Source organism: Actinoplanes sp. NPDC021490, assembly GCF_055562135.1.
Window position 1 is genome coordinate 107,543 of record NZ_JBVHFW010000002.1, and the last position, 20,449, is coordinate 127,991.

Below are 20,449 nucleotides of genomic sequence, written 5' to 3' on the forward strand. Positions count from 1 at the left end.
ATAGCCAGTCAGGACGTGGCCCAGTCCCCCAGCGACCAGTCGCGCACCTCGGGCATGTCCTCCAGGTGTTCCACCACGTACTGCTCGTGGCGGGCCAGCTGCGACTGGCACCACTCCTTGAGCTCGGCGGCGCCCTGCGGCAGCCGGCGGGCGTTGTTGATCGCGTCCATCACCAAGTGGTAGCGCGAGGCCTTGTTGCGGACCGTCATGTCGAACGGCGTGGTCGTGGTGCCCTGCTCGATGAAGCCGCGCACCCGGAACCGGTCGGCGTCGGGCCGCCCGTGCACCAGCTGGTGGATCGCCCCCGGATAGCCGTGGAAGGCGAACACCACGTCGACCGTGTCGGTGAACAGCTCGGTGAACAGGGTTTCGCCCATGCCGTGCGGGTGGTCCTTGGGCCGCACCAGCGTCATCAGGTCGACCACGTTGACCACCCGCACCCGCATGCCGGGCAGCTTGTCCCGCAGGATCTGGGCGGCCGCGACCGTCTCCATCGTGACGACGTCACCGGCGCAGGCCAGGATGATGTCGGGGTCGGAGGCGCCGTCGTCGGTGCCCGCCCAGTTCCAGATGCCGGCGCCGCGGGCGCAGTGTTCGAGCGCCTCGTCCATCGTCAGCCACTGCAGCTGCGGCTGCTTGTCGATGACGATCAGGTTGATGTAGGACTTCGAGCGGAAGCAGTGGTCGGCCACCGAGAGCAGGCAGTTCGCGTCCGGCGGCAGATAGACCCGGCTCACCGTGCCGCGCTGGGTGAGCACGTTCTGGATCAGGCCCGGGCCCTGGTGGCTGAAGCCGTTGTGGTCGTTGCGCCACGCCGTCGAGGTCAGCAGCACGTTGAGGCTGGGCACCTTGGCCCGCCAGGGCAGGTGGTCGGCCTCCTCCAGCCACTTGCCGTGCTGGATGGTCTGCGAGGCGCTGACCATGGCGAACGCCTCGTAGGTGGCGAACAGGCCGTGCCGGCCGGTCAGCGTGTAGCCCTCGAGCCAGCCGTGGCAGTTGTGCTCCGACAGCACCTCCATGACGCGGCCGCCGGGGCCGATGGCCACGTCGCCGGGGTAGACCTTTTCCATGAACGCGCGCTCGGACACCTCGAACACCGCCCCGAGCCGGTTGCTGTTGGTCTCGTCCGGTGAGAACAGCCGGAACCGGTCGGCGTTGTCGCGGTAGATGTCGCGCATGAACTCGCCGAGCTTGCGGGTCGACTCGGCCCGCAGCGTGGCCGGCTTGGGCACGTCGATCGCGTAGTCGCGGAAGTCGGGCAGGTCGAGCTCGCGGGTCAGCACCCCGCCGTTGGCGTGCGGGCTGGCGCTCATCCGCAGGTCGCCCGTCGGGTCCTGCTCGCGCAGCAGGGCGACCGGCGCGCCTTGGTCGTCGAAGAGCTCTTCCGGCCGGTACGACTTCAGCCACTTCTCCAGCAGCGCCAGGTGCTCGGGGTTGTCGCGGACCCCGGCCAGCGGCACCTGGTGGGACCGGAAGGTGCCGGTCACCTTGATGCCGTCGACCTCGTCGGGGCCCGTCCAGCCTTTGGGGGTGCGCAGCACGATCAGCGGCCACCTCGGGCGGGCGCCGTCCCACTCCCCCTCGCGGGCCGACGTCTGGATCGTGCGGATGCGGCCCCACGCCTCGGCCAGCGCGGCCGCGAACCGGTGGTGCATGCCGGGCAGGTCGTCACCCTCGACCTCGATCACCTCGTAGCCGTGGCCGCTGAGCAGCTCGCGCACCTCGGCCGGGTCCTTGCGGCCCAGCACCGTGGGCCCGGAGATCTTCGCGCCGTTGAGGTGCAGGATCGGCAGCACCGCGCCGTCGTGGGCCGGGTTGAGGAAGGAGACGCCCTTCCACGAGCCTTCGAGCGGGCCCGTCTCGGCCTCGCCGTCGCCGACCACGGCGATCGCCAGCAGATCGGGGTTGTCCATGACCGCGCCGAACGCGTGGACCAGGACGTATCCCAGCTCGCCGCCCTCGTGGATCGAGCCCGGGGTGGTCACCGACACGTGGCTGGGGATGCCGCCGGGGCTGGAGAACTGGCGGAACAGCTTGCGCAGGCCCGGCTCGTCGCGGGTCACGTCCGGGTAGATCTCGGAATACGTCCCCTCGAGATAGCCGGCGGCGACCAGCGCCGGACCGCCGTGGCCGGGGCCGGTCAGATAGATCGCGTCCTGACCGGTGTGCCGGATGAGCCGCGACACGTGGGCGTAGACGAAGGACAGGCCGGGACTCGTGCCCCAGTGACCCAGCAGCCGCGGCTTGATGTGCTCCGCTTTCAGCGGCTCACGCAGCAACGGGTTCGCCTGCAGATAGATCTGGCCGATGGTCAGATAGTTGGCGGCCCGCCACCACGCGTCGAGCCGGTTCAGATCGGCCTCGTCGAGCGTGGGCAGCAGATCGGAGACAGCCGTAGTCACTCGCTGGTCCTTCCAGTCATCCGGTCGTTGGCGTCGACGCTATGCCTACCCCTCGCGGGCCAATAGAGTCTTTGGTACCGGGTCGAAGTGACTTTCGCGTGTCACTGAACCGACGAGCCCGGTCCATCCGTTCCCCATGGCGTGCCAGAGAACGTGGACGGCCCGCCAGCCGTCGAGAACCGCCGCGCCCGCCTCGCCCGCTTCTTCCGGCGGCCCCGGATCCAGCTCACGCTGACGATCACCGCCGCGGTCCTGCTCTTCGCGGCGCTCATCTTTCCCAACGTGGTGTCCCGCCTGACCCCGGTCGGCTTCGCCCGCATCCCGGTCGAGGGCGCGGTCATCCTGGGCCTGCTCGTCGTGCTGCCGTCGCGGGCGCGCAAGGTGTTCGCGGTCGTCGCGGGGACGATCGTCGGGCTCCTGGTCATCGAGAAGTGCCTCGACATGGGGTTCTTCGAGGAGCTCAACCGCCCGTTCGACCCGGTGCTCGACTGGGTCCTGTTCGACGACGCGTTCAGCTTCGCCGTCGACTCGTACGGCCGCCCGGCCTCGATCGCCGCTGTCGCCGCGATCCTCCTGCTGGTCGTGACCATCCTGGCCGTGACCAGCTGGTCCGTCCTGCGTGTGGGCGAGCTGGTGGCCCGGCGCCGCAAGCGGTCGGCGATCACCGCGGGCGGCATGGCCGTAGCCTGGGGGCTCACCTTCGCGCTCGGCCTCTCGATCACCGGCACCGTCCCGGTCGCCGCGCGCAGCACCGCCACGTACACGTGGGACCGCGCCCACCAGGCCCGCGCCGGCCTGCGCGACGGCGCCAACTTCCGCAAGGAGGTCCAGCAGGACGCGTTCAAGACCGTCCCGCCGGCCCAGATGCTGACCGCGCTCAAGGGCAAGGACGTCATCTTCACGTTCGTCGAGAGCTACGGCCGCAGCGCCGTCGAGGGGATCGCGCTCTCGCCGGTCACCCGCCCGGTGCTCGACAGCGGCGCCGCCGAGCTGAGCCGGGCCGGGTTCGCCGCCCGCAGCGGCTGGCTGACCTCACCCACCTTCGGCGGCGGCAGCTGGCTCGCCCACGCCACCTTCGAATCCGGGCTGTGGATCAACAACGAGCAGCGTTACCGCAACCTCGTCTCCAGCGACCGGCTCACCCTGACCAGGGCCTTCAAGCAGAACGAGTACCGCACCGTCAGCGTCATGCCGGGGGCCACGCGGGCCTGGCCGGAGGGCAACTTCTACGGGTACGACACCGTGTGGGACTCGCGCAACCTCGGCTACCAGGGTCCCAAGTTCAGCTGGTCGCCGATGCCCGACCAGTACACGCTGAAGCAGCTCAACACCATCGAGTACCAGAAGCCGGGCCGGGGCCCGCTGATGATCGAGATGCCGCTCGTCTCCAGCCACACCCCGTGGGCGCCGATCCCCGACTACCTGCCCGACTGGGACCAGGTCGGCGACGGCTCGATCTACACGACCATGGCGGCCGCGGGTCAGAAGCCCAAGGCGCTGTGGGCCGAGCCCAAGAAGGTCCGCGCCGAGTACGGCAAGTCGATCGTCTACTCGCTGACGTCGCTGATCAACTGGATCAAGTTGTACGGCGACGACAACCTGGTGATGGTGTTCCTGGGCGACCACCAGCCGTCCCCCATCGCGGCCGGCGCGGGCGCGAGCCACGACGTGCCGATCACCGTCGTGGCCAAGGACCCGCGGGTGCTCGACCGGATCGCGGGCTGGGGCTGGACCGAGGGGCTGCGCCCACGGCCGGAGACGCCGGTCTGGCCGATGAGCGACTTCCGCGACAAGTTCTTCACGGCGTTCGGTCAACAGACCTCAGCCCCCTGAGTTCCTGCGGAATCAGTCGCGGGGTCTCCCGTACGGGCAGGAATTGTTGGTAGCGTCGCGCCATGTCAACGGATTCCGGAGTTGATCGCGCTCGACTCGCCGCCCTGGCCGCCCGCGAACGTGCCGCTTTCGCCGAGCGGCGCCCCCGGTCGGCCGCCGCCTATCAGCGCGCCGACAACCTGTTCGGCCGCGTGCCGATGACCTGGATGAACAAGACCGCCGCGGGCTTCCCGATCTACTTCGAGACGGCCCGCGGCAACCGCATCACCGACGTCGACGGCCACGAATACCTGGACTTCTGCCTGGGTGACACGGGCGCGATGGCCGGCCACTCCCCGGCGCCGGTGGTCGAGGCGGTCACCCGGCGGCTCGGCGGCCTGGGCGGCGCCACCACCATGCTGCCGACCGAGGACGCGGCGGCGGTCGGCGCGGAGCTGGCCCGGCGCTTCGGGATCCCGTACTGGAGCTTCGCCCTGACCGCCACGGACGCCAACCGGTGGGCCATCCGGCTGCTGCGCGCGGTGACCGGACGGCCGAAGATCCTGGTCAACAGCTACTGCTACCACGGCTCGGTCGACGAGTCGCTGATCGTCGTGGGGCCCGACGGGCGGGGGCAGAGCCGCGAGGGCAACGTCGGCGCGCCGACCGACGTCACGGTGACCAGCCGGGTGGCCGAGTTCAACGACCTCGAGGGCCTGGAGCGGGAGCTGGCGAACGGCGACGTGGCCGCGGTGCTGATGGAGCCGGCCCTGACCAACATCGGCATCGTGCTGCCCGAGCCCGGCTATCTGGCCGGGGTACGCGAGCTGACCAGGAAGTACGGCACCTACCTGATCAACGACGAGACGCACACGTTCTCGGCCGGGCCGGGCGGCGCCACCGCGGCGTGGGGTCTCGAGCCCGACGTGCTGACCATCGGCAAGGCGATCGCCGGCGGCATCCCGATCGGCGCGTACGGGCTGAGCGCCGCCCTGGCCGAGACGCTGCTGAGCCGCACGGATCTGGATCTGGTCGACATGGGCGGGGTCGGCGGCACGCTGGCCGGCAACCCGGTGTCGATGGCGGCCGCGCGGGCCTGCCTGGAACAGGTGCTCACCGATCAGGCCTTCGAGGGCATGATCGCCACGGCCACCGCGTTTGCCACCGGTCTCGTCAAGATCATTGAGGGGTACGGGCTCCCGTGGTCGGTCAGCCGGCTGGGCGCCCGCGTCGAATACCGGTTCACCGATCCGGCCCCGCGCAACGGCACCGAGTCGGCCGCCGCCGCCGATGCCGAGCTCGAGGACTTCCTGCACACGTATCTGGCCAACCGCGGTGTGCTGCTCACTCCGTTCCACAACATGGTGCTGATGGCGCCCCAGACGACCACGGCCGACGTCGAGCGCCACCACGAGATCTTCACGGCGGCGCTGGGCGAGCTCACCGCCTAGGACGCCGCACCGTATCGGCGGAAACCGATACGGTGCGGCCCGCGGCCGGGGTTTCGCGTTACCGTCATAAAGTGGTCAATACACTCGTAGCCTGACATCATGGGTCTGTTCGGAAGGCGGGTAGAACTCGAACCCGCGCCTCAGCGCACGCCACCCCGCGACGTCGAGGCCCTCGAAGAGCTGGTGATCAACCTCGAGGGCGTGACCGACGAGGCCAGCAGCTGGCGTATCTATGCGTCCACCAACCAGGAGTTCTACGGCTGGGAGTATGTCGCCGTCTGGGTCGTCGACAACGGCACGCCGCGGCTCGAGTACGAGGTCGGCGGGATGACCGGTGCACTCACCGGCACCCCGTCCGGCCTCGTGCAGCAGGCGATCCGCAGCCGTCACCCCGTCTATTCGAACGCGACCGCCACCGGTGGTGACCCCCGCCTGGCCGCCGCCGTGCGCGCGGGCGCGAAGGCCGGCGTGGCCATTCCGATCAGCACGGCCCACCGGGTGACCGCCGTGATGGAGTACTACACGTCCTCCGAAACCTCGCCGGACGCTGCCCTGATCAGCAAGTGGGGCGCCATCGCCCGCGTCGCCGAGCAGGCCCGGGTGGCCGCCCTCACCCGGCACTACACCCAGCAGGTGGCCGACGACCGGCTCGCCGTCACCAACGTCGTCGCCGCCCTCGGCCACACCACCGACTCCCAGGTCGCGCTCCGGGCCGCGCTCGACGCCGTCCGCACCGCCTTCCACTGGGCGTACGGGTCGTACTGGCAGATCGACGAGAACGAGAACGTGCTCAAGTTCGCCGTCGAGAGCGGCACCGCGGGCGACGAGTTCAAGAAGGTGACCCTGGCCGCGACGTTCGCCGAGGGTGTCGGACTGTCCGGACGCGCCTGGCGGGCCCGTGACCTGGTCTTCATCCGCGACATCGGCCAGCTCACCGACTGCGTCCGCGCGCCCGCGGCCCAGCGGGCGGGCGTACGCTCCGGCGTCTGCTTCCCGATCCTCAGCAGCGACCGCATCATCGGCACGATGGACTTCTTCACCACCGAATACGTCGACCTGTCGGAATCCCGGATGGACGCCCTGCGCAACGTGCAGCAGCTGGTCTCGCAGCGCCTCGACGTGGTGCGTGGCGCCGAGACCGCGGCCGGCAACGCCCGGGCGCTGCTCGACACCGTCGACCGGTTGCGCACGGCCACCGCCGACGCCAGCCGGGTCGCCGACGAGGCGGTCGGGCGGGCCTCGGACATGACCGGCGACGTGGCCTCGCTCAACGACGCGTCCGCGGCGATCGGCGACGTCATCCAGATCATCTCGTCGATCGCCGACCAGACCAACCTGCTGGCCCTCAACGCCACCATCGAGGCCGCCCGGGCCGGGGAGATCGGCAAGGGCTTCGCCGTGGTCGCGGGTGAGGTCAAGGAACTGGCCCGGGAGACCGCGGACGCCACCAAGAAGGTCTCCGAGCAGATCGCCGCCCTGCAGTCGAGCGCCGAGTCGGTGGCCGGCGGGATTCGCAGCACCAGCGACACCATCGCCCAGCTGGACGCCGTCCAGGCCCGGATCGGCGAAGTGCTCGAGGAGCAGGCCGAGATGGCCCACGCCTTCGAGCACTGAACCCCGTACGGCAGAACAAGAAGGCGGCCCCCGAACCGGGGGCCGCCTTCGTTCTTGTCTCGATCAGTAGCGGAAGCGGGACACCAGGGCCTGCAGCTGGGTCGCCGTCGTGGCCAGGTCGTCGGCGGCGTGCCGGGTCTCGCCGACCGAGGCCGTCGTCCGCTGAGTGGCCTGCGAGACGCTGCCGATCGTGGCCGCGATGTCACCCGCGCCCGCCGCCGCCTCGGACAACGTGCGGTTCATCTCCTGCGTGGTCGCGGTCTGCTCCTCCACCGCCGAAGCGATGGTCATCTGGATGCCGTTGATCCGCTCGATGATCGCCGAGATCTCGCCGATCGCCGTCACCGCGTTGCCGGTGTCGCCCTGGATCGTCTGCACCCGTCGCGAGATGTCCTCGGTGGCCTTCGCCGTCTCCTGAGCCAGATCCTTGACCTCGCCCGCGACCACCGCGAAGCCCTTGCCGGACTCACCGGCCCGCGCGGCCTCGATCGTCGCGTTGAGCGCGAGCAGGTTGGTCTGCTCGGCGATCGCGGTGATCGTCTTGACCACCGACGCGATCTCGCTGGACGACTCGCCGAGCCGGGCCACGATCGCGTTCGTGGCCGAGGCGACCTCGACGGCCTGCACGGCGACCTCGGTCGCCTCGGTGGTCGAGACGCTGATGTCCCGGATCGCCGAACCCATCTCCTGCGAGCCCGACGAGACGACCTGCAGGTTGTTCGACACCGCGTCGGCGGCCGCGGCGACCGTGCCGGCCTGCGACGACGCCTCCGAGGCGGCCGCGTCGACGGCCCCCGAGACCGCGCTGAGCTGCCCGGAGGCCGAGTGCAGCGTGCTGGCGTTGCCGGCCAGCGTCACGACGTCCTGGCGCAGCCGGGCCACGGCCTGGTCGAGCGAGGCGGCCATCCGGCCCACCTCGTCGTCCGACACCACGCCGGATGTCCGGGTCAGGTCGCCCTCGGCCAGCCCCTCGGCCACCCGGGACACCTCGCGGACGCTGTTGCGGACCCGGCCGGCCACCCGGAAGCCGAGCAGCAGGCTGGCCAGCACCCCCGCGGCCAGCAGACCCGTCACCAGCCAGGTCGCGGCGGAGGTCTCCCGCTCGGACTGCGCGATCGATTCCTCCCCCAGGGCACGAGCCCGCTCGAGCAGCGCGTTCTGGTCGGCGTTGAGGGCGCCGTAGAGCTTCTCGTACGTCTCGACCGCGGCCGCCAGCTGCGCGGGTGTCGCCTTGCTGAGGTCGGTGCCGATGAAGGCGAGGTAGGCCTCCCAGTCCGTGCGGGCCTTGGCCGAGGCCGAACTGCCCGTGGAGTCGCCGTCGAAGGCCGCGTCCAGCTCGTCGAGCGCCTTGGTGATGGCGGCCTTGTTGGCATCCATGTTCTTGCGGATGCCCTCGGCCAAAGTCGGATAGAGACGCAGGCTGGAATTGTTGCCGCTGAACGCCTCGATGTTCTTGGCGAACTGACCGGCCGCCGACTCCAGCACGATCGTCTTGCGCTGCGCGGCGGCCGTGTCGCTGTTCTGGCCCCGCAAGGTCGCGATGGAGACGCCACCCACCACGAGACCGCTGACGGTGCCCACCAGGACAGCCGTTCCGATCTTGGTGCGCAGCGAACGGTTGTCGAAAGCCCCTACCAGTCCCATGCCTGTGCCTCTCTGTCCTGACGTGCGAAGACGCAGATCGGCACCGGCGGCCCCCAGGTGAGAAGTCGCGACACAGTTCCGGCCAAGATCCGCCCTTACGCTAAGCGGATAGAGCCCCGGCCGGGCCGCGTTCACTACATCAGCGACTCGTGGGACGGGTGAGCACTTGCGCGGCTAGCGTCCTAGGAGGCTAGGGCTGATGGTCACCTGCTGAAACTCGGCCAGCGAGCCGTGCAAGTGGTCGGCATGAACGGTCAGCAGCGGCTTGCTGCCCATGCCGAGGGCCCTCATCCGGGCGGCCATCGGGTGCCGGCCCAGACCCACGCGGAAGGCGCCGCGGCCCAGGCGTACGCCGGAGAGATGCATCGGCACGACGCCGCGCAGCAGCTTGCCGGCCTGGGCGCCGTGTTCCATATAGGACCACGCGGGCAGCGACGAGCGGAGGTCGAACGGCAGGCGGAACCGGCCGTGGCGGAACGACGCGCGCATCACCTCGTCGGCGCGGTCACGCACCACGACGTCGGTCTCCATCTTGGAGAAACGCAGGTCGGCGTCCATCAGCCACTTCGGCAGGGCCCAGAAATCCTGGCCCGCCTCGCGGGTGAAGGCGCCGGTCACGGGCAGGTCGGCGAAGTGCAGGCCGGGCGGGCCGGACGGGCCGCGCACGAGCAGGCCGACGCCGACCTCGTCGTACGACTTCAGCGCCCACTCGTCGTAGTGGACGCACATGAGCACGCCGAACGCGCGGCCCAGCAGCGAGAACGGGCGCAGCGGGGTGCCCTCGAGGACGGCGCGGGCCGAGGCGACCGGCGTGGTGAAGACCGCGGACGTCAAGCGGGCCGACGTGATCTCCACCGGGAGGGTGACCGTCTCGCCCTGCAAAGTCCACACACCGTCGCCCACGCGCTCCGCCATGGGACGACCCTACCGGGCGCAGGGTGGTCGGGCCGAGCGCGAAGTGATAGGGCTTCGATATGTCGATGACGACAGTGGGCGTACTGCATGAGACCGCCGGCCGTGAACGCCGCGTGGCACTGACCCCGGACGGGGTGACCCGGCTTCGCCGTACGGGCGTGCGGGTCCTGGTCGAGACGGGTGCGGGACGCCACGCCTGGTTCGGCGACCCGGACTATGCCGCGGCCGGCGCCGACATCGGGGACCGCCGGCAGGTGTACGACGAGAGCGACGCGCTGCTGGTGGTGCGGCCACCCGACGACGTGGCCGCGCTGCCGCCGGGCCGGGTGCTGATCGGCATGCTCGACCCGCTGGGCGACCCAGCGCTGGCCGGGACGCTCGCCGCGCAGGGCGTGACGGCGATCAGCCTCGACCTGCTCCCCCGCACGCTGAGCCGGGCGCAGCCGATGGACGCGCTGACCTCCCAGGCCAATGTGGCCGGTTACAAGGCCGCGCTGCTGGCCGCCGAGGCGTACGGGGGCTTCTTCCCGATGCTGGTCACGGCGGCCGGCACGACCCGGCCCGCGCAGGTGCTCGTGCTGGGGGCGGGGGTGGCCGGGTTGCAGGCGATCGCGACGGCGCGGCGGCTCGGGGCGCTCGTGTCCGGCTACGACGTGCGCGCGGCGGCCCAGGCCGACATCGCTTCGACCGGCGCCGCCGTCCTCACGCTCGATGTCACCCAGAACGGCGCCGACGGCTACGCCCAGGCGCTGGCCGGGGACGAGGCCGCGACCCAGCTGCGGGCCCTCACCCAGGCCGTCCCCCGGTTCGACGTGGTGATCACGACGGCCAAGGTGCCGGGCGGCCGTTCCCCGTTGCTCGTCTCGGAGGAGGCGCTGCGGGCCATGCGGCCGGGATCGGTGGTGCTCGACCTGGGCGGCGGCAACGTGGCCGGCTCGGCTCCCGACACGCGCGCGGTGACCGACCACGGGGTCACGGTGATCGGCGCGCCGCAGCTGGCCGCCACGGTGCCGGTCGCGGCGTCCACGGCGTACGCGAGAAACATCGTCGCCCTCGTAAGCAATCTGATGCCCGAAGGGCGTCTTCGTATCGACAGCGCCGACGAAGTCCACGCGGCCGTGCTGATCTGCCGGGACGGCGCCGTGGTGCATCCCCGGCTGACCGCACTGCGGCAAGACCATGAGGAGATCCGATGAGCCCGCTGCTCCTGGCCGATCTGACCGTCTTCACGCTCGGCCTGCTCGTCGGGTTCGAGGTGATCAGCAAGGTGCCGGCCACTCTGCACACGCCGCTGATGTCCGGGGCCAACGCGATCCACGGCGTGGTGCTGGTCGGCGTCATGCTGCTGGCCGCCACGATCTCCACTCCGGCCGGCTACGCGCTGCTGGTCGTGGCCGCGTTCTTCGCCGCGATGAACGTCGCCGGGGGTTACGTGGTGACCGACCGGATGCTGGCGATGTTCCGGAGCCGGTCGTGAGCGCCTTCGACACGATCGTCCACCTGATCTATCTGGCCTGCGCGACGGCCTTCGTGATCGGTCTGCACCTGATGAACGCGCCTGCCACCGCCCGCCGCGGCAACCAGGTGTCGGCGGCCGGCATGGGGGTGGCCATCCTGGTCACGGTGGCCGTCCTGGCCGAGGACGGGCAGATCAACGCGTACGCCGCCTGGGCGCTCGCCCTGGGCACGGCCGGCGGCGCCGCGGCCGGCCTGGTCGCCGCGCGGGTGGTCCGCATGACGGCCATGCCGCAGCTGGTGAGCCTGTTCAACGCGGTCGGCGGTGGCGCGGCGGCCCTGATCGCGCTGGGCGACCGGCCGGTGTCCACGCAGGCCGAGGTCACCGGCGTGCTCGACGTGCTGATCGGCGCGCTCACGTTCAGCGGCTCCCTGATCGCCTCGGGCAAGCTCGCCGGCCGGGTGCCGGGCCGGCCGATCGTCGTGCCCTACGGCCGATGGATCTCGATCGGGCTGGCCGCGGCCGCGGCCGTCCTGGCGGTGCTGGTGGTCGGGTTCGACGGCGGCACGGCCGCGCTGGCCGGGGCGGCGGTCGCCGCCCTGGCCGCCGGGGTGCTGCTGACCCTGCCGATCGGCGGGGCCGACATGCCGGTGGTGATCTCGCTGCTCAACGCGTGCACCGGCACGGCGGTGGCGATGGCCGGGTTCGTGCTCGGGAGCACGCCGCTGATCATCGCGGGCGCGCTGGTCGGCGCGGCCGGGGCGATCCTGACCAAGCTGATGGCCGACGCCATGAACCGGCCGATCGGCGCGATCATCGCGGGTGGTTACGGCACCGGCGACGCCGTCGCGGTCGAGGCCGGGTCCGGTTCGGCCTCCGTACGCGAGATCACCGCCGACGACGCGGCGATCCAGCTGGCGTACGCGGGAAAGGTCGTCATCGTGCCCGGCTACGGGCTGGCCGCGGCCCAGGCCCAGCACGAGGCGGTGGCGCTGGCCCAGGCACTGACCTCGCACGGGGTGGAGGTGTCCTACGCGATCCATCCGGTCGCCGGCCGCATGCCGGGGCACATGAACGTGCTGCTGGCCGAGGCCAACGCGCCGTACGAGCAGCTGCAGGATCTGGAGGAGAGCAACCCGGCCTTCCCGCGTACGGACGTGGCGCTGGTCATCGGGGCCAACGACGTGACCAACCCGGCGGCGCGGCGGGCCGGCAACCCGGTGTCGGGCATGCCGATCCTCGACGTCGACCTGGCCCGGAGCGTTATCGTGATCAAGCGGTCGCTCGGGCACGGGTATGCCGGGATCGACAACGAGCTCTACTCCGACCCGCGGACGGCGATGCTGTTCGCGGACGCCAAAGCCGGGCTGAACGCGCTCCTCGCGGGCGTGTCGGCGTACGCGAAATAGGCTCTCGTCTTGACTAAGCAAGATCCACTTGGGACTCTCGGTTGCGGATCGCTCACCCTCCGCCGCCACAGGAGTGTCGCTGTGCAGAGTCCGCAGATCGCCCGGCTGCTCGAAGACCCGGCCGCCCTCCCCGAGTGGTGGGAACGCGTCACCGCGGCCGGCACCCCGCTGATCGAGCCGTGGCGCGACGGCTCGCAGCTCGTCACGTTCCTGTGGCGCGGATCGGCCCGCAGCACCCGCGTGTGGTGGGGCCTCGACGTCCCGCTCGAGCGGATGCCCGGCAACGACCTCTGGTACGCGACCCGGGTGATGCCCTCCGACCTGCACACCGTCTACTGCCTGGTGCACGACGGAGCCGAGGAGGCGCCGCGTGACGGCTCCGGGCGGGGCCTGTCCCACATCGACCCGTACAACCACTCCCCGCATCGCTTCCCGGCCGACCCGTCCGACCCGGGCGATCACGAGGTGTGGGTTTCGATGCTGTCGCTGCCGGACGCCCCGTCCGAGCCCTGGCTCGCCCCCCGGCCGGGCGTGACCCCCGGCCCGCTGATCGAGGCGCCCTTCGACCGTGACGTCGTCGCCTACCACCCCGCCGGGGTGCCGACAGCCGGGCTTCCGGTGCTCGTCGTCTTCGACGGCTGGGTCGCCCGCGAGGTGCAGCGGGTTCCGGCCATCCTCGACAACCTGATCGCGGCCGGTGAGATCCCGCCGCTCGTGGCGCTGTTCGTCACCAGCCTCACCGCCGACCGCGACCGGGAACTGTCGCCGGCCCCGGAAATGCGCGAGTTCGTGACCGGCGAGCTGCTGCCGTGGGCCCGGACGACGTTCGGGGCCGGGACCGACCCGCGGGCCAACATGATCACCGGCGCCTCCCGGGGTGGCCTCGCCGCGGCGTACATCGGGCTGACCGCCCCGGACAGCTTCGGCGCCGTCATCTCGCAGTCGGGCAGCTTCGGCTGGCCGGACGACGCGCCCGGGCAACTGATCCGCGACGTATCCCGGTGGCCGCTCGCCGACGTGCGGTTCTCGCTCGACGTGGGCATCTTCGAGACGTTCCCGGGGGCGAACGGCGGACCGTCCCTGATCGACATGAACCGGGCCATGCGCGACGCGCTCCGTAAACGGGGCTACTCGGTGGCCTACGCCGAATACTCGGGCGGGCACGACTACGTGAACTGGCGGCGCACCTTCGCCGACGGGCTCATCGCCGTGGCCGGGGTGAAGGCGTGAGCGCGGCCGGCACGCTCGGGGAGCTGTGGGCGGTCTGGGCCTCGTACGGGTCGAAGCTGACCGGCGAGCAGTGGGAGGCGCCGACCCGGTTGGAGCCGTGGACCGTACGGGCGCTGTTCGCCCACACCGCACAGTGGCCGCACTGGCTCGGGCACCTCACGACGCAGGTCCGCGACACGCCGCCCACCCACGAATCCGCGGCCGACCTGCTGCGGGCCTTCAACGCGCCGGACGGGGTCGCCACCCTCAACCGGTCCCGGGTCGCCGCCCAGGCCGTCGACGACTCGGCCCGATACTCGCCGGAGCAGCTGATCTCCGCCTTCGCCGAGACCGGGCCGCAGTCCCTCGACGCCGCCGGCAAGCTGGGCGACTCCGTCGTCGACTACTTCGGCCTGGGGCAGATGCGCATCGGCGAGGTGCTCGGCATCGGGATCGTCGAGGCCACCGTCCACCTGCTCGACCTGCAGCGCGCCCTGGGCGAGACACCGTCCGTGCCCGGGGCGGGGCTCGCGCACACGGCATCGATCCTGACCCGGATGACCGACCCGGTGGGCCTCATCGAGGTGCTCACCGGCCGGAACGCCGGCCTCACCCCGGTGCTCACCTAGCGACGGCGAGCACGGCCACGCCGGCGAATACCAGCGTGGCGCCCATCGCGGTGCGCATCGTCGGCCGGGCGTCCTCGCTTCTCGCGGCGAGCCACGACAGGAGGATGACGAACAGGATGCCGGTCTCGCGGAGGGCGGCGATCGCGGGCACCTGGGCCGTGCCGACGAGGGCGAGCGCGGCCAGGGTGAGCACGTGGGCGGCCACCGAACCGAGCCCGATGGCCAAGGTGATCGGCCTGACCTGGGCGTACAGGGAAACCGGTCTGGTCAGCAGCCGGATGGTGACCGAACCCAGAACGACCGGCGTCAGGGAGATCCAGAGGTACGTGCTGGGGTCCACATGGCCGAGGCCGCGCGAGGCGACGTACGTGTAGCAGGTCAGCGAGACGGCGACGGGCGCGGCGGCCAGCACCGAGCGGCGGTTCGCCCCGGACGCGGTGACCAGGATGCCGGCGCTGATGATCAGCACGCCGAGGCCGGCCCAGGCGGGAACGGAATCCCCGGCGATCACGGTCACGAGCAGCACGAGCACCGGGGCCAGACCGCGCGCGACCGGATAGGCGGCGTGCACCGGGACGCGCGCGTAGGCGACGTTGAGCAGCAGGAAATACGTCGCCGACAGGCAGGCCGACACGGCCAGATAGCCCCACGCGGCCTCGTCCACACGCCAGCGGGCCAGGGCGAACGGGGTCAGGACGAGCCAGCCGAGGGCGTTGCTGACGATCCCCGCGTCGAAACCCTGGGGCACGGCCCGGCCCAGCAACACGTTCCACAACGCGTGCAGCAGCGCCGACGACAGGATCAGGATCAGCGCCAGGGCGGGAAGACCCATGCCGCCAGTCTGTCCCACTATGGTGTGGGGCGTGGAGATCCTTTCCGGCGGGGGCATCAACGAGGTAGTGAAGATCGGCGATTCCGTACGCCGCCCGACCGGCCCGTGGTCCCCCCACGTGCACGCGTTGCTGCGGCATCTGTCGGCAACCGGTTTCCCGGGCGTGCCCGAGGTGCGGTCGGTCTCAGGCGGCTACGAATTCCTGTCCTACCTGCCGGGCGACGTCTCCAACTACCCGCTCACGCCCGCGGCCGAGTCGGCCACGGCCCTCACGTCGGCGGCCACGTTGCTGCGCGCCTACCACGACGCCACCGTCGCGTTCGCCCGGTCCGCCCCGCGCGACGGCTGGCAGGTTCCGGCCCTGGACCCGGTCGAGGTCATCTGCCACGGCGACTACGCGCCGCACAACTGCGTCCTCAACGACTCCGCGGTCACCGGCATGTTCGACTTCGACTTCGCCCACCCCGGGCCGCGCCTGTGGGACGTCGCGTACGCCGTCTATCGCTGGATCCCGCTGACCGACCAGCCCGGCCTCGAGACCCAGGCCCGGCGACTGCGGACGTTCTGCGACACCTACGGCCTGGACGCGGCCGGACGGGCCGCCCTGATCGACACCGTGGCCGACCGTCTGCACGCCATGGTCACCCTGATGCGCACCCGGGCCGCCGCCGGTGACACCGCCTTCGCCGGTCACCTCGCCGACGGCCACCACATCCTGTACCTCAACGACGCCGACTACGTCCGGGCCGAGCGGGCCACTCTGGAGCGCCACCTGCTGGCGGACTGACACCGAACGGGTTAGGCGGATCGGCGAGCCGGGGTGGCCGTCCTGCGGGCAGAGGCGATGGGACGGCTGATTCCCCCGGTTGCGCGACCTTCGTAGCGTGAGGTGGCGTCGTAGTTACGCGGCGTTCCGGGACGAGGGGGCGCGCTGTGACGAAGCCGGGGCTCATGCGCTCACTCTCCGTGGCCCTGACCGTCTTCGTCGGCTGGGCGATGACGGGCCAGGCATCGGCGCTGGTGGCCCCGCGGACCGCGACCGGTGGCTCCCCCGTGCTGCCGGTCGCCCGCGTCGAGGCCGACCACGGGCTGCTCGACCGGGGGCTGAGCTGCACCGGCACGTTGATCGCGCCGGCCTGGGTGGTGACCGCGCAACACTGCACCAACATCGGGCGGCGGCCGGGGAACCCGTACGGGCCGCAAGATTTTGAAGTGCACTTCGACATGCCCGTACGGGTCGTGGCCGTCTATCAGATGCCCGGCTACGACGCGGCGACGCTGGTCAACGATGTGGCGCTGCTCCGGCTGGCCACCCCCGTGACCTCGGTGACGCCGGCCCGGATCGCCCCGGAACCGCTGCCCTCGCCGGTCGCGGCCCAGGTCTACGGCTTCGGCGCGCCCTCCTCGGCGCTGCACACGGCCGACGTCCGGGTCACCTCGCGGGCCGCGGTCAACGACGGCCCGTGCCTGTTCCCGGCCGGCCCGCTGACCTTCGTGCAGTCCGTCCACGGTGGCTCGGCGCCGGGTGACAGCGGCGGCCCGATGCTGCTCTGGCGGGACGACGTGCCGCTGTTGCAGACGGTGACCGCGGGCGCCGCCGACCGGACGACCTGTGGGCCGCCCAGCCTCCAGGCGCACCCCGAGTCGTGGGTGGGCATCTACAACCGGGTCGACCGGACCAGCTCGGCATGGTCGTTCCTGTCCATGCACGTCCCCGGCCTCTGACGTTCCCACGGGAGGGTTAGGCCCATCGGCCTCCCCAACGCGAGGGGGTCGAGTGGTGGATCGGCCGATTTCCCGTGACAAGGTTCGTTCATAGCGTGGACTCGGCACTCCGAACTTCGCCGGAGAGCCGGCTCGCGGCCCGGGGAACCGGTGGCGACCGGCCTCGGTGGCCGCCGCCGGGGGGAACGCTTCGTCCAAGCGCGGAGGCGGTCACGTGCCGGGGTGGGCGGGCAGCGGGGCGGCGGCCCGCCCACCCGACGGCCGACTGCCCACCTGACGGCCGACCGACCGGGTGACGGCCGACCGGGCAGCAATGGCGGCGGCGGGCGGCGATGATGCAGGGGCACGGCATCGTCGATCCGGAGGCACAACCGCATGGACCACCTGACCGCGCTCGGCTCGCTGTTCGAGACCGAGGGACGCCAAGACCCGTATCCGGCCTACGACGTGATCCGGGCCCGGGCGCCCATCTTCCAGGCCCCCGACAACGGCTGGTACGTGACCACGCACGCGCTGACCAACCGGTTGCTCCGCGACACCACGATGCGAGTCGCCGACGCCGGCGACTACGACCAGTTCTGGCCGGACTGGCGGCAGAACCGCGGCGTCGCCTCCGTCGTCCTGTCCATGTTGCAGACCAACCCTCCGGACCACACCCGCGTACGCCGGGCCGCCGCGGCCACCTTCACGCCGAAGCGCATCGCCGCGATGCGCGACGTGATCGCCGGGCAGGCCCGCGACCTGATCGCGGCGATGCCCGGGGAAACCGACTTCGTGACCGCGTTCGCCTATCCCCTGCCCGTCGGGGTGATCTGCGCCCTCCTCGGCGTGCCCGCGGCCGACCACCCCTGGTTCCGCCGGCGGGCCCACGACCTCACCGTCGTCCTCGAGCCGATCAGCACCCCCGACGAGATGCAAATGGCCGACGCGGCCGGGCGTGAACTCGAGAACTACTTCGTCGGCCTGATCGCCGACCGTCAGAAGAACCCGCAGGAGGACCTGACCAGCGCTCTCGTCGAAGCCGGGGCGGGCGGCACCCTGACCGGCGAGGAACTGCTCGCCAACCTGCTGCTGCTACTCGTGGCCGGCTTCGAGACCACGGCCAACCTGCTCGGCACCGGCCTGCACCTGCTGCTTGAGCGCCCCGAGCAGGCCGACCGGCTGCGGGCCGAGCCCGGGCTGGCGCCCGCCTTCGTCGAGGAGATCCTCCGCTACGACAGCCCGGTCCAGCTGACGAGCCGCTTCACGACCATGCCGGTCGACGTGGGCGACGGCATCACCCTGCCACCCGGCGCCGCCCTGACCATGCTGCTCGGCGCGGCCAACCGCGACCCGGCCCGCTACGACGACCCGCACCGCTTCGACCCCGACCGCCCCAACATCCAGCCGGTCTCGTTCGGCGGTGGCGCCCACTACTGCCTCGGGTCTCCGCTCGCCCGCATGGAGGCCCAGGTCGCATTGCCGTTGCTGCTTTCCATGCTGCCCAAGCTGGCCCTCAACGGCGATGCCGTACGCCGTGACCGCCTCGTCCTGCGCGGCTTCTCCGAGGTGCCGATCACGACAGGCTGAGCCGCGGTCGTGCGGCGTCAGGGACGGCGATGGAGGAACCAGCTGTCGGTTGCGGGCAGGACGGTGGCGATCTCCCAACGGGTCAGATCCAGCGAGGAGGCCAGCTCCTTGAAGTCACCGGCCAGTTCCCAGGCCTCGTCACCCGGCGCCGGTGGCCGGTGGACCACGAACTGCAGCATGGTTCCCCACGAGGCGAACAGCCGAGCGTCCCAGCGCTGCTGCCACTGCCAGAGCACCGCGGCCAATTCCTCACTGCCCACCTCGAAGAGGCGGGCCCACGCTGCGGCCAACCAGGGTGTGGCCGTGGGCAACAACAGCAGGGCGGCTCCCTCCGGCGGCACATACCAGGAACTCATCGTGGGCTGCGCCGCGGCACGGACCCGGGCCTCCCGAGCCGGATCGGCGCGGATCCGCTCATAGACGAGACGTCCCAGATCGCCGTCGGTGATCGGGGACCGGACCTCCCGCAACTCGTCCTCGCTCAGCCCGAGGTCGAAGAACCCGGCGGCGAGGAACTCCGCCTCGTCCCAATCCCCGTCCAGCGGATCCTGCGGAAACAAGTCGAGCAGTTGTTCGCCCTCGTCGGACAGCCGCCAGGAGGCCCACGGGTCCCGCGTGCGCGCAGCCTCGTCCAAGGCGGCCAGCTCGGCCGGGGCCGCCTCCGCCTGTGCCCGCGTCCACGGGCCGTCCAGTTCGCTGACCGTGACCGGCCACCGCCCGGTCACGGGCACAAGGGCACACGCCGTCTGCCAGACCGCGAGCATGTCGGCCGGTGGGATCCCGCTGACCACCAGGGAGCCGCGGTCCCCGTGTGACAGCGGCAAACCATCAAGCCGCGTCCCCTGAACGGCGACGACAACCTCGTTGAGCTCGGCAGCAGGGTTTTCGTTCACGGCTCCATGATCCGGGCCGGCGCTCGCGCGGTCAGCCCCTCGCTGATTCGCTCCCCGCTCAACCACCCTCCGCGTCGCGGTGGATGAGTTCGTCGCATGACGTTGCGTTGGAAATTTGGTGCAGGACCCACAGAGACTGGTTCGCCTTGTTGAAGTTCGGCCAGTCAACATTCGGCCAACCCGATGTGCGCTGGAGCTGCAAGTTCCGTTTCCGGAGGACGCTCACCTGTTCAAGCGGCACGCGACTGACGTCACCGTCGGCCTCCAGGACGGATGATGCGAGGCGGATGACATCGGTGTCTGCGTGCCAGATTCGATGCGGCTTGCTCAACAGGAAGCTCAGTGCGAAGGTCGCGGCCCGTCGCGAATCGCCGTACCAGCGGGGCAGCAGAGTGGGGCTGGAGTCCGGCGATCGAGGGGTGCGCGACCCGAGCCGTTTGGCCTCTTTCCGACGGGCGGCATACGCGTCGATGTCCGCCAGCCACAGCCGGCGACTCGCCGTCAGCGTGTCCAGCGCGCGGAGTAACGCGGTCTCGTCACGGCGAAAGGCTCCGGCGACATGAGCGAGGTAACCGAACGTCGCCCGATATCCCAGAGGCTGGTAGAGCCGGACGCATCCGGCCAGGGCATTGACCCGCCGCCCGTAGGGCAACGAGCCATCTGTCACCTTGCGGGCGTAGGTCCCGAAACTCACGAGGCAAGGTTATGTGCCGCGGCCATCGACTAACGAGAAAGTCCACACTGTTTTCATGGGTGAGGGCCGGGCCTCTTCGGGCCCAACCTTCTGTCACCGTCGCGACGCAGCGACTCCAGGGCTGGGGCCGGCACCGCGGCCGTTCGCCGGCCAAGCGGCTGGCCAACGCGGTTCGTCGTTCGCACGGCTTCTACA

General features: G+C 71.1%; 17 protein-coding genes. 11 read left to right on the top strand and 6 right to left on the bottom strand.

The window, feature by feature from the left end; translation table 11 throughout:
* Positions 1–8: 8 nt before the first annotated feature.
* Positions 9–2,402, bottom strand: a complete 2,394-nt coding sequence (locus tag ACZ3I4_RS05040; RefSeq protein ID WP_465380555.1) for a phosphoketolase family protein — start codon at positions 2,400–2,402, stop codon at positions 9–11.
* Between the two features lie 153 nt (positions 2,403–2,555).
* On the opposite strand from ACZ3I4_RS05040, the gene ACZ3I4_RS05045 reads away from it, so the two are divergent.
* The 3 genes from ACZ3I4_RS05045 (at position 2,556) to ACZ3I4_RS05055 (ending at position 7,279) form a co-directional block, all read left to right on the top strand.
* Positions 2,556–4,235: a sulfatase-like hydrolase/transferase gene (locus ACZ3I4_RS05045; RefSeq protein ID WP_465380556.1), complete on the top strand. Its 1,680-nt coding sequence runs from the start codon at positions 2,556–2,558 to the stop codon at positions 4,233–4,235.
* Between the two features lie 62 nt (positions 4,236–4,297).
* Positions 4,298–5,665 (top strand): transaminase, encoded by a 1,368-nt coding sequence (locus ACZ3I4_RS05050; protein WP_465380557.1) that lies wholly within the window; start codon positions 4,298–4,300, stop codon positions 5,663–5,665.
* Positions 5,666–5,764: 99 nt separating this feature from the next.
* Positions 5,765–7,279 (top strand): methyl-accepting chemotaxis protein, encoded by a 1,515-nt coding sequence (locus ACZ3I4_RS05055; RefSeq protein ID WP_465380558.1) that lies wholly within the window; start codon positions 5,765–5,767, stop codon positions 7,277–7,279.
* A 63-nt stretch (positions 7,280–7,342) separates the two neighbouring features.
* On the opposite strand, the gene ACZ3I4_RS05060 is transcribed toward ACZ3I4_RS05055, so the two are convergent.
* Together ACZ3I4_RS05060 and ACZ3I4_RS05065 are read right to left on the bottom strand one after the other, a co-directional pair.
* Positions 7,343–8,923, bottom strand: a complete 1,581-nt coding sequence (locus ACZ3I4_RS05060) for a methyl-accepting chemotaxis protein (protein ID WP_465380559.1) — start codon at positions 8,921–8,923, stop codon at positions 7,343–7,345.
* A gap of 174 nt (positions 8,924–9,097) precedes the next feature.
* Positions 9,098–9,838: an acetoacetate decarboxylase family protein gene (locus ACZ3I4_RS05065; protein WP_465380560.1), complete on the bottom strand. Its 741-nt coding sequence runs from the start codon at positions 9,836–9,838 to the stop codon at positions 9,098–9,100.
* 65 nt (positions 9,839–9,903) lie between these two features.
* Between ACZ3I4_RS05065 and ACZ3I4_RS05070 the strand changes: the two genes are divergently transcribed.
* The 5 genes from ACZ3I4_RS05070 (at position 9,904) to ACZ3I4_RS05090 (ending at position 14,541) form a co-directional block, all read left to right on the top strand.
* The gene (locus tag ACZ3I4_RS05070; RefSeq protein ID WP_465380561.1) at positions 9,904–11,034 is read left to right on the top strand and encodes an NAD(P) transhydrogenase subunit alpha; all 1,131 of its coding nucleotides are present in this window, start codon (positions 9,904–9,906) and stop codon (positions 11,032–11,034) included.
* Positions 11,031–11,315: an NAD(P) transhydrogenase subunit alpha part 2 gene (locus ACZ3I4_RS05075; RefSeq protein ID WP_465380562.1), complete on the top strand. Its 285-nt coding sequence runs from the start codon at positions 11,031–11,033 to the stop codon at positions 11,313–11,315. The genes ACZ3I4_RS05070 and ACZ3I4_RS05075 overlap by 4 nt, the downstream gene beginning before the upstream one ends.
* Entirely contained in the window at positions 11,312–12,703 is a 1,392-nt protein-coding gene (locus ACZ3I4_RS05080; protein ID WP_465380563.1) for an NAD(P)(+) transhydrogenase (Re/Si-specific) subunit beta, read from the top strand. The genes ACZ3I4_RS05075 and ACZ3I4_RS05080 overlap by 4 nt, the downstream gene beginning before the upstream one ends.
* A gap of 81 nt (positions 12,704–12,784) precedes the next feature.
* Positions 12,785–13,933: an alpha/beta hydrolase-fold protein gene (locus ACZ3I4_RS05085; RefSeq protein ID WP_465380564.1), complete on the top strand. Its 1,149-nt coding sequence runs from the start codon at positions 12,785–12,787 to the stop codon at positions 13,931–13,933.
* Positions 13,930–14,541, top strand: a complete 612-nt coding sequence (locus tag ACZ3I4_RS05090; protein WP_465380565.1) for a maleylpyruvate isomerase family mycothiol-dependent enzyme — start codon at positions 13,930–13,932, stop codon at positions 14,539–14,541. The genes ACZ3I4_RS05085 and ACZ3I4_RS05090 overlap by 4 nt, the downstream gene beginning before the upstream one ends.
* Here the strand turns inward: ACZ3I4_RS05090 and ACZ3I4_RS05095 are convergent.
* On the bottom strand, positions 14,534–15,373 hold the full coding sequence (locus ACZ3I4_RS05095; RefSeq protein WP_465380566.1) for a hypothetical protein: 840 nt from the start codon (positions 15,371–15,373) through the stop codon (positions 14,534–14,536). The genes ACZ3I4_RS05090 and ACZ3I4_RS05095 overlap by 8 nt on opposite strands.
* Before the next feature lie 31 nt (positions 15,374–15,404).
* Here ACZ3I4_RS05095 and ACZ3I4_RS05100 point away from each other — a divergent pair, with 31 nt between their 5' ends.
* The 3 genes from ACZ3I4_RS05100 (at position 15,405) to ACZ3I4_RS05110 (ending at position 18,667) form a co-directional block, all read left to right on the top strand.
* The gene (locus ACZ3I4_RS05100) at positions 15,405–16,160 is read left to right on the top strand and encodes a phosphotransferase enzyme family protein (RefSeq protein WP_465380567.1); all 756 of its coding nucleotides are present in this window, start codon (positions 15,405–15,407) and stop codon (positions 16,158–16,160) included.
* Positions 16,161–16,324: 164 nt separating this feature from the next.
* Positions 16,325–17,098, top strand: a complete 774-nt coding sequence (locus tag ACZ3I4_RS05105; RefSeq protein ID WP_465380568.1) for a S1 family peptidase — start codon at positions 16,325–16,327, stop codon at positions 17,096–17,098.
* 375 nt (positions 17,099–17,473) lie between these two features.
* Positions 17,474–18,667, top strand: a complete 1,194-nt coding sequence (locus ACZ3I4_RS05110) for a cytochrome P450 (RefSeq protein WP_465380569.1) — start codon at positions 17,474–17,476, stop codon at positions 18,665–18,667.
* 17 nt (positions 18,668–18,684) lie between these two features.
* Here the strand turns inward: ACZ3I4_RS05110 and ACZ3I4_RS05115 are convergent, their stop codons facing one another.
* On the bottom strand, positions 18,685–19,560 hold the full coding sequence (locus ACZ3I4_RS05115) for a DUF4253 domain-containing protein (protein ID WP_465380570.1): 876 nt from the start codon (positions 19,558–19,560) through the stop codon (positions 18,685–18,687).
* 58 nt (positions 19,561–19,618) lie between these two features.
* Positions 19,619–20,254, bottom strand: a complete 636-nt coding sequence (locus ACZ3I4_RS05120; protein ID WP_465380571.1) for a hypothetical protein — start codon at positions 20,252–20,254, stop codon at positions 19,619–19,621.
* Positions 20,255–20,449: the final 195 nt, after the last annotated feature.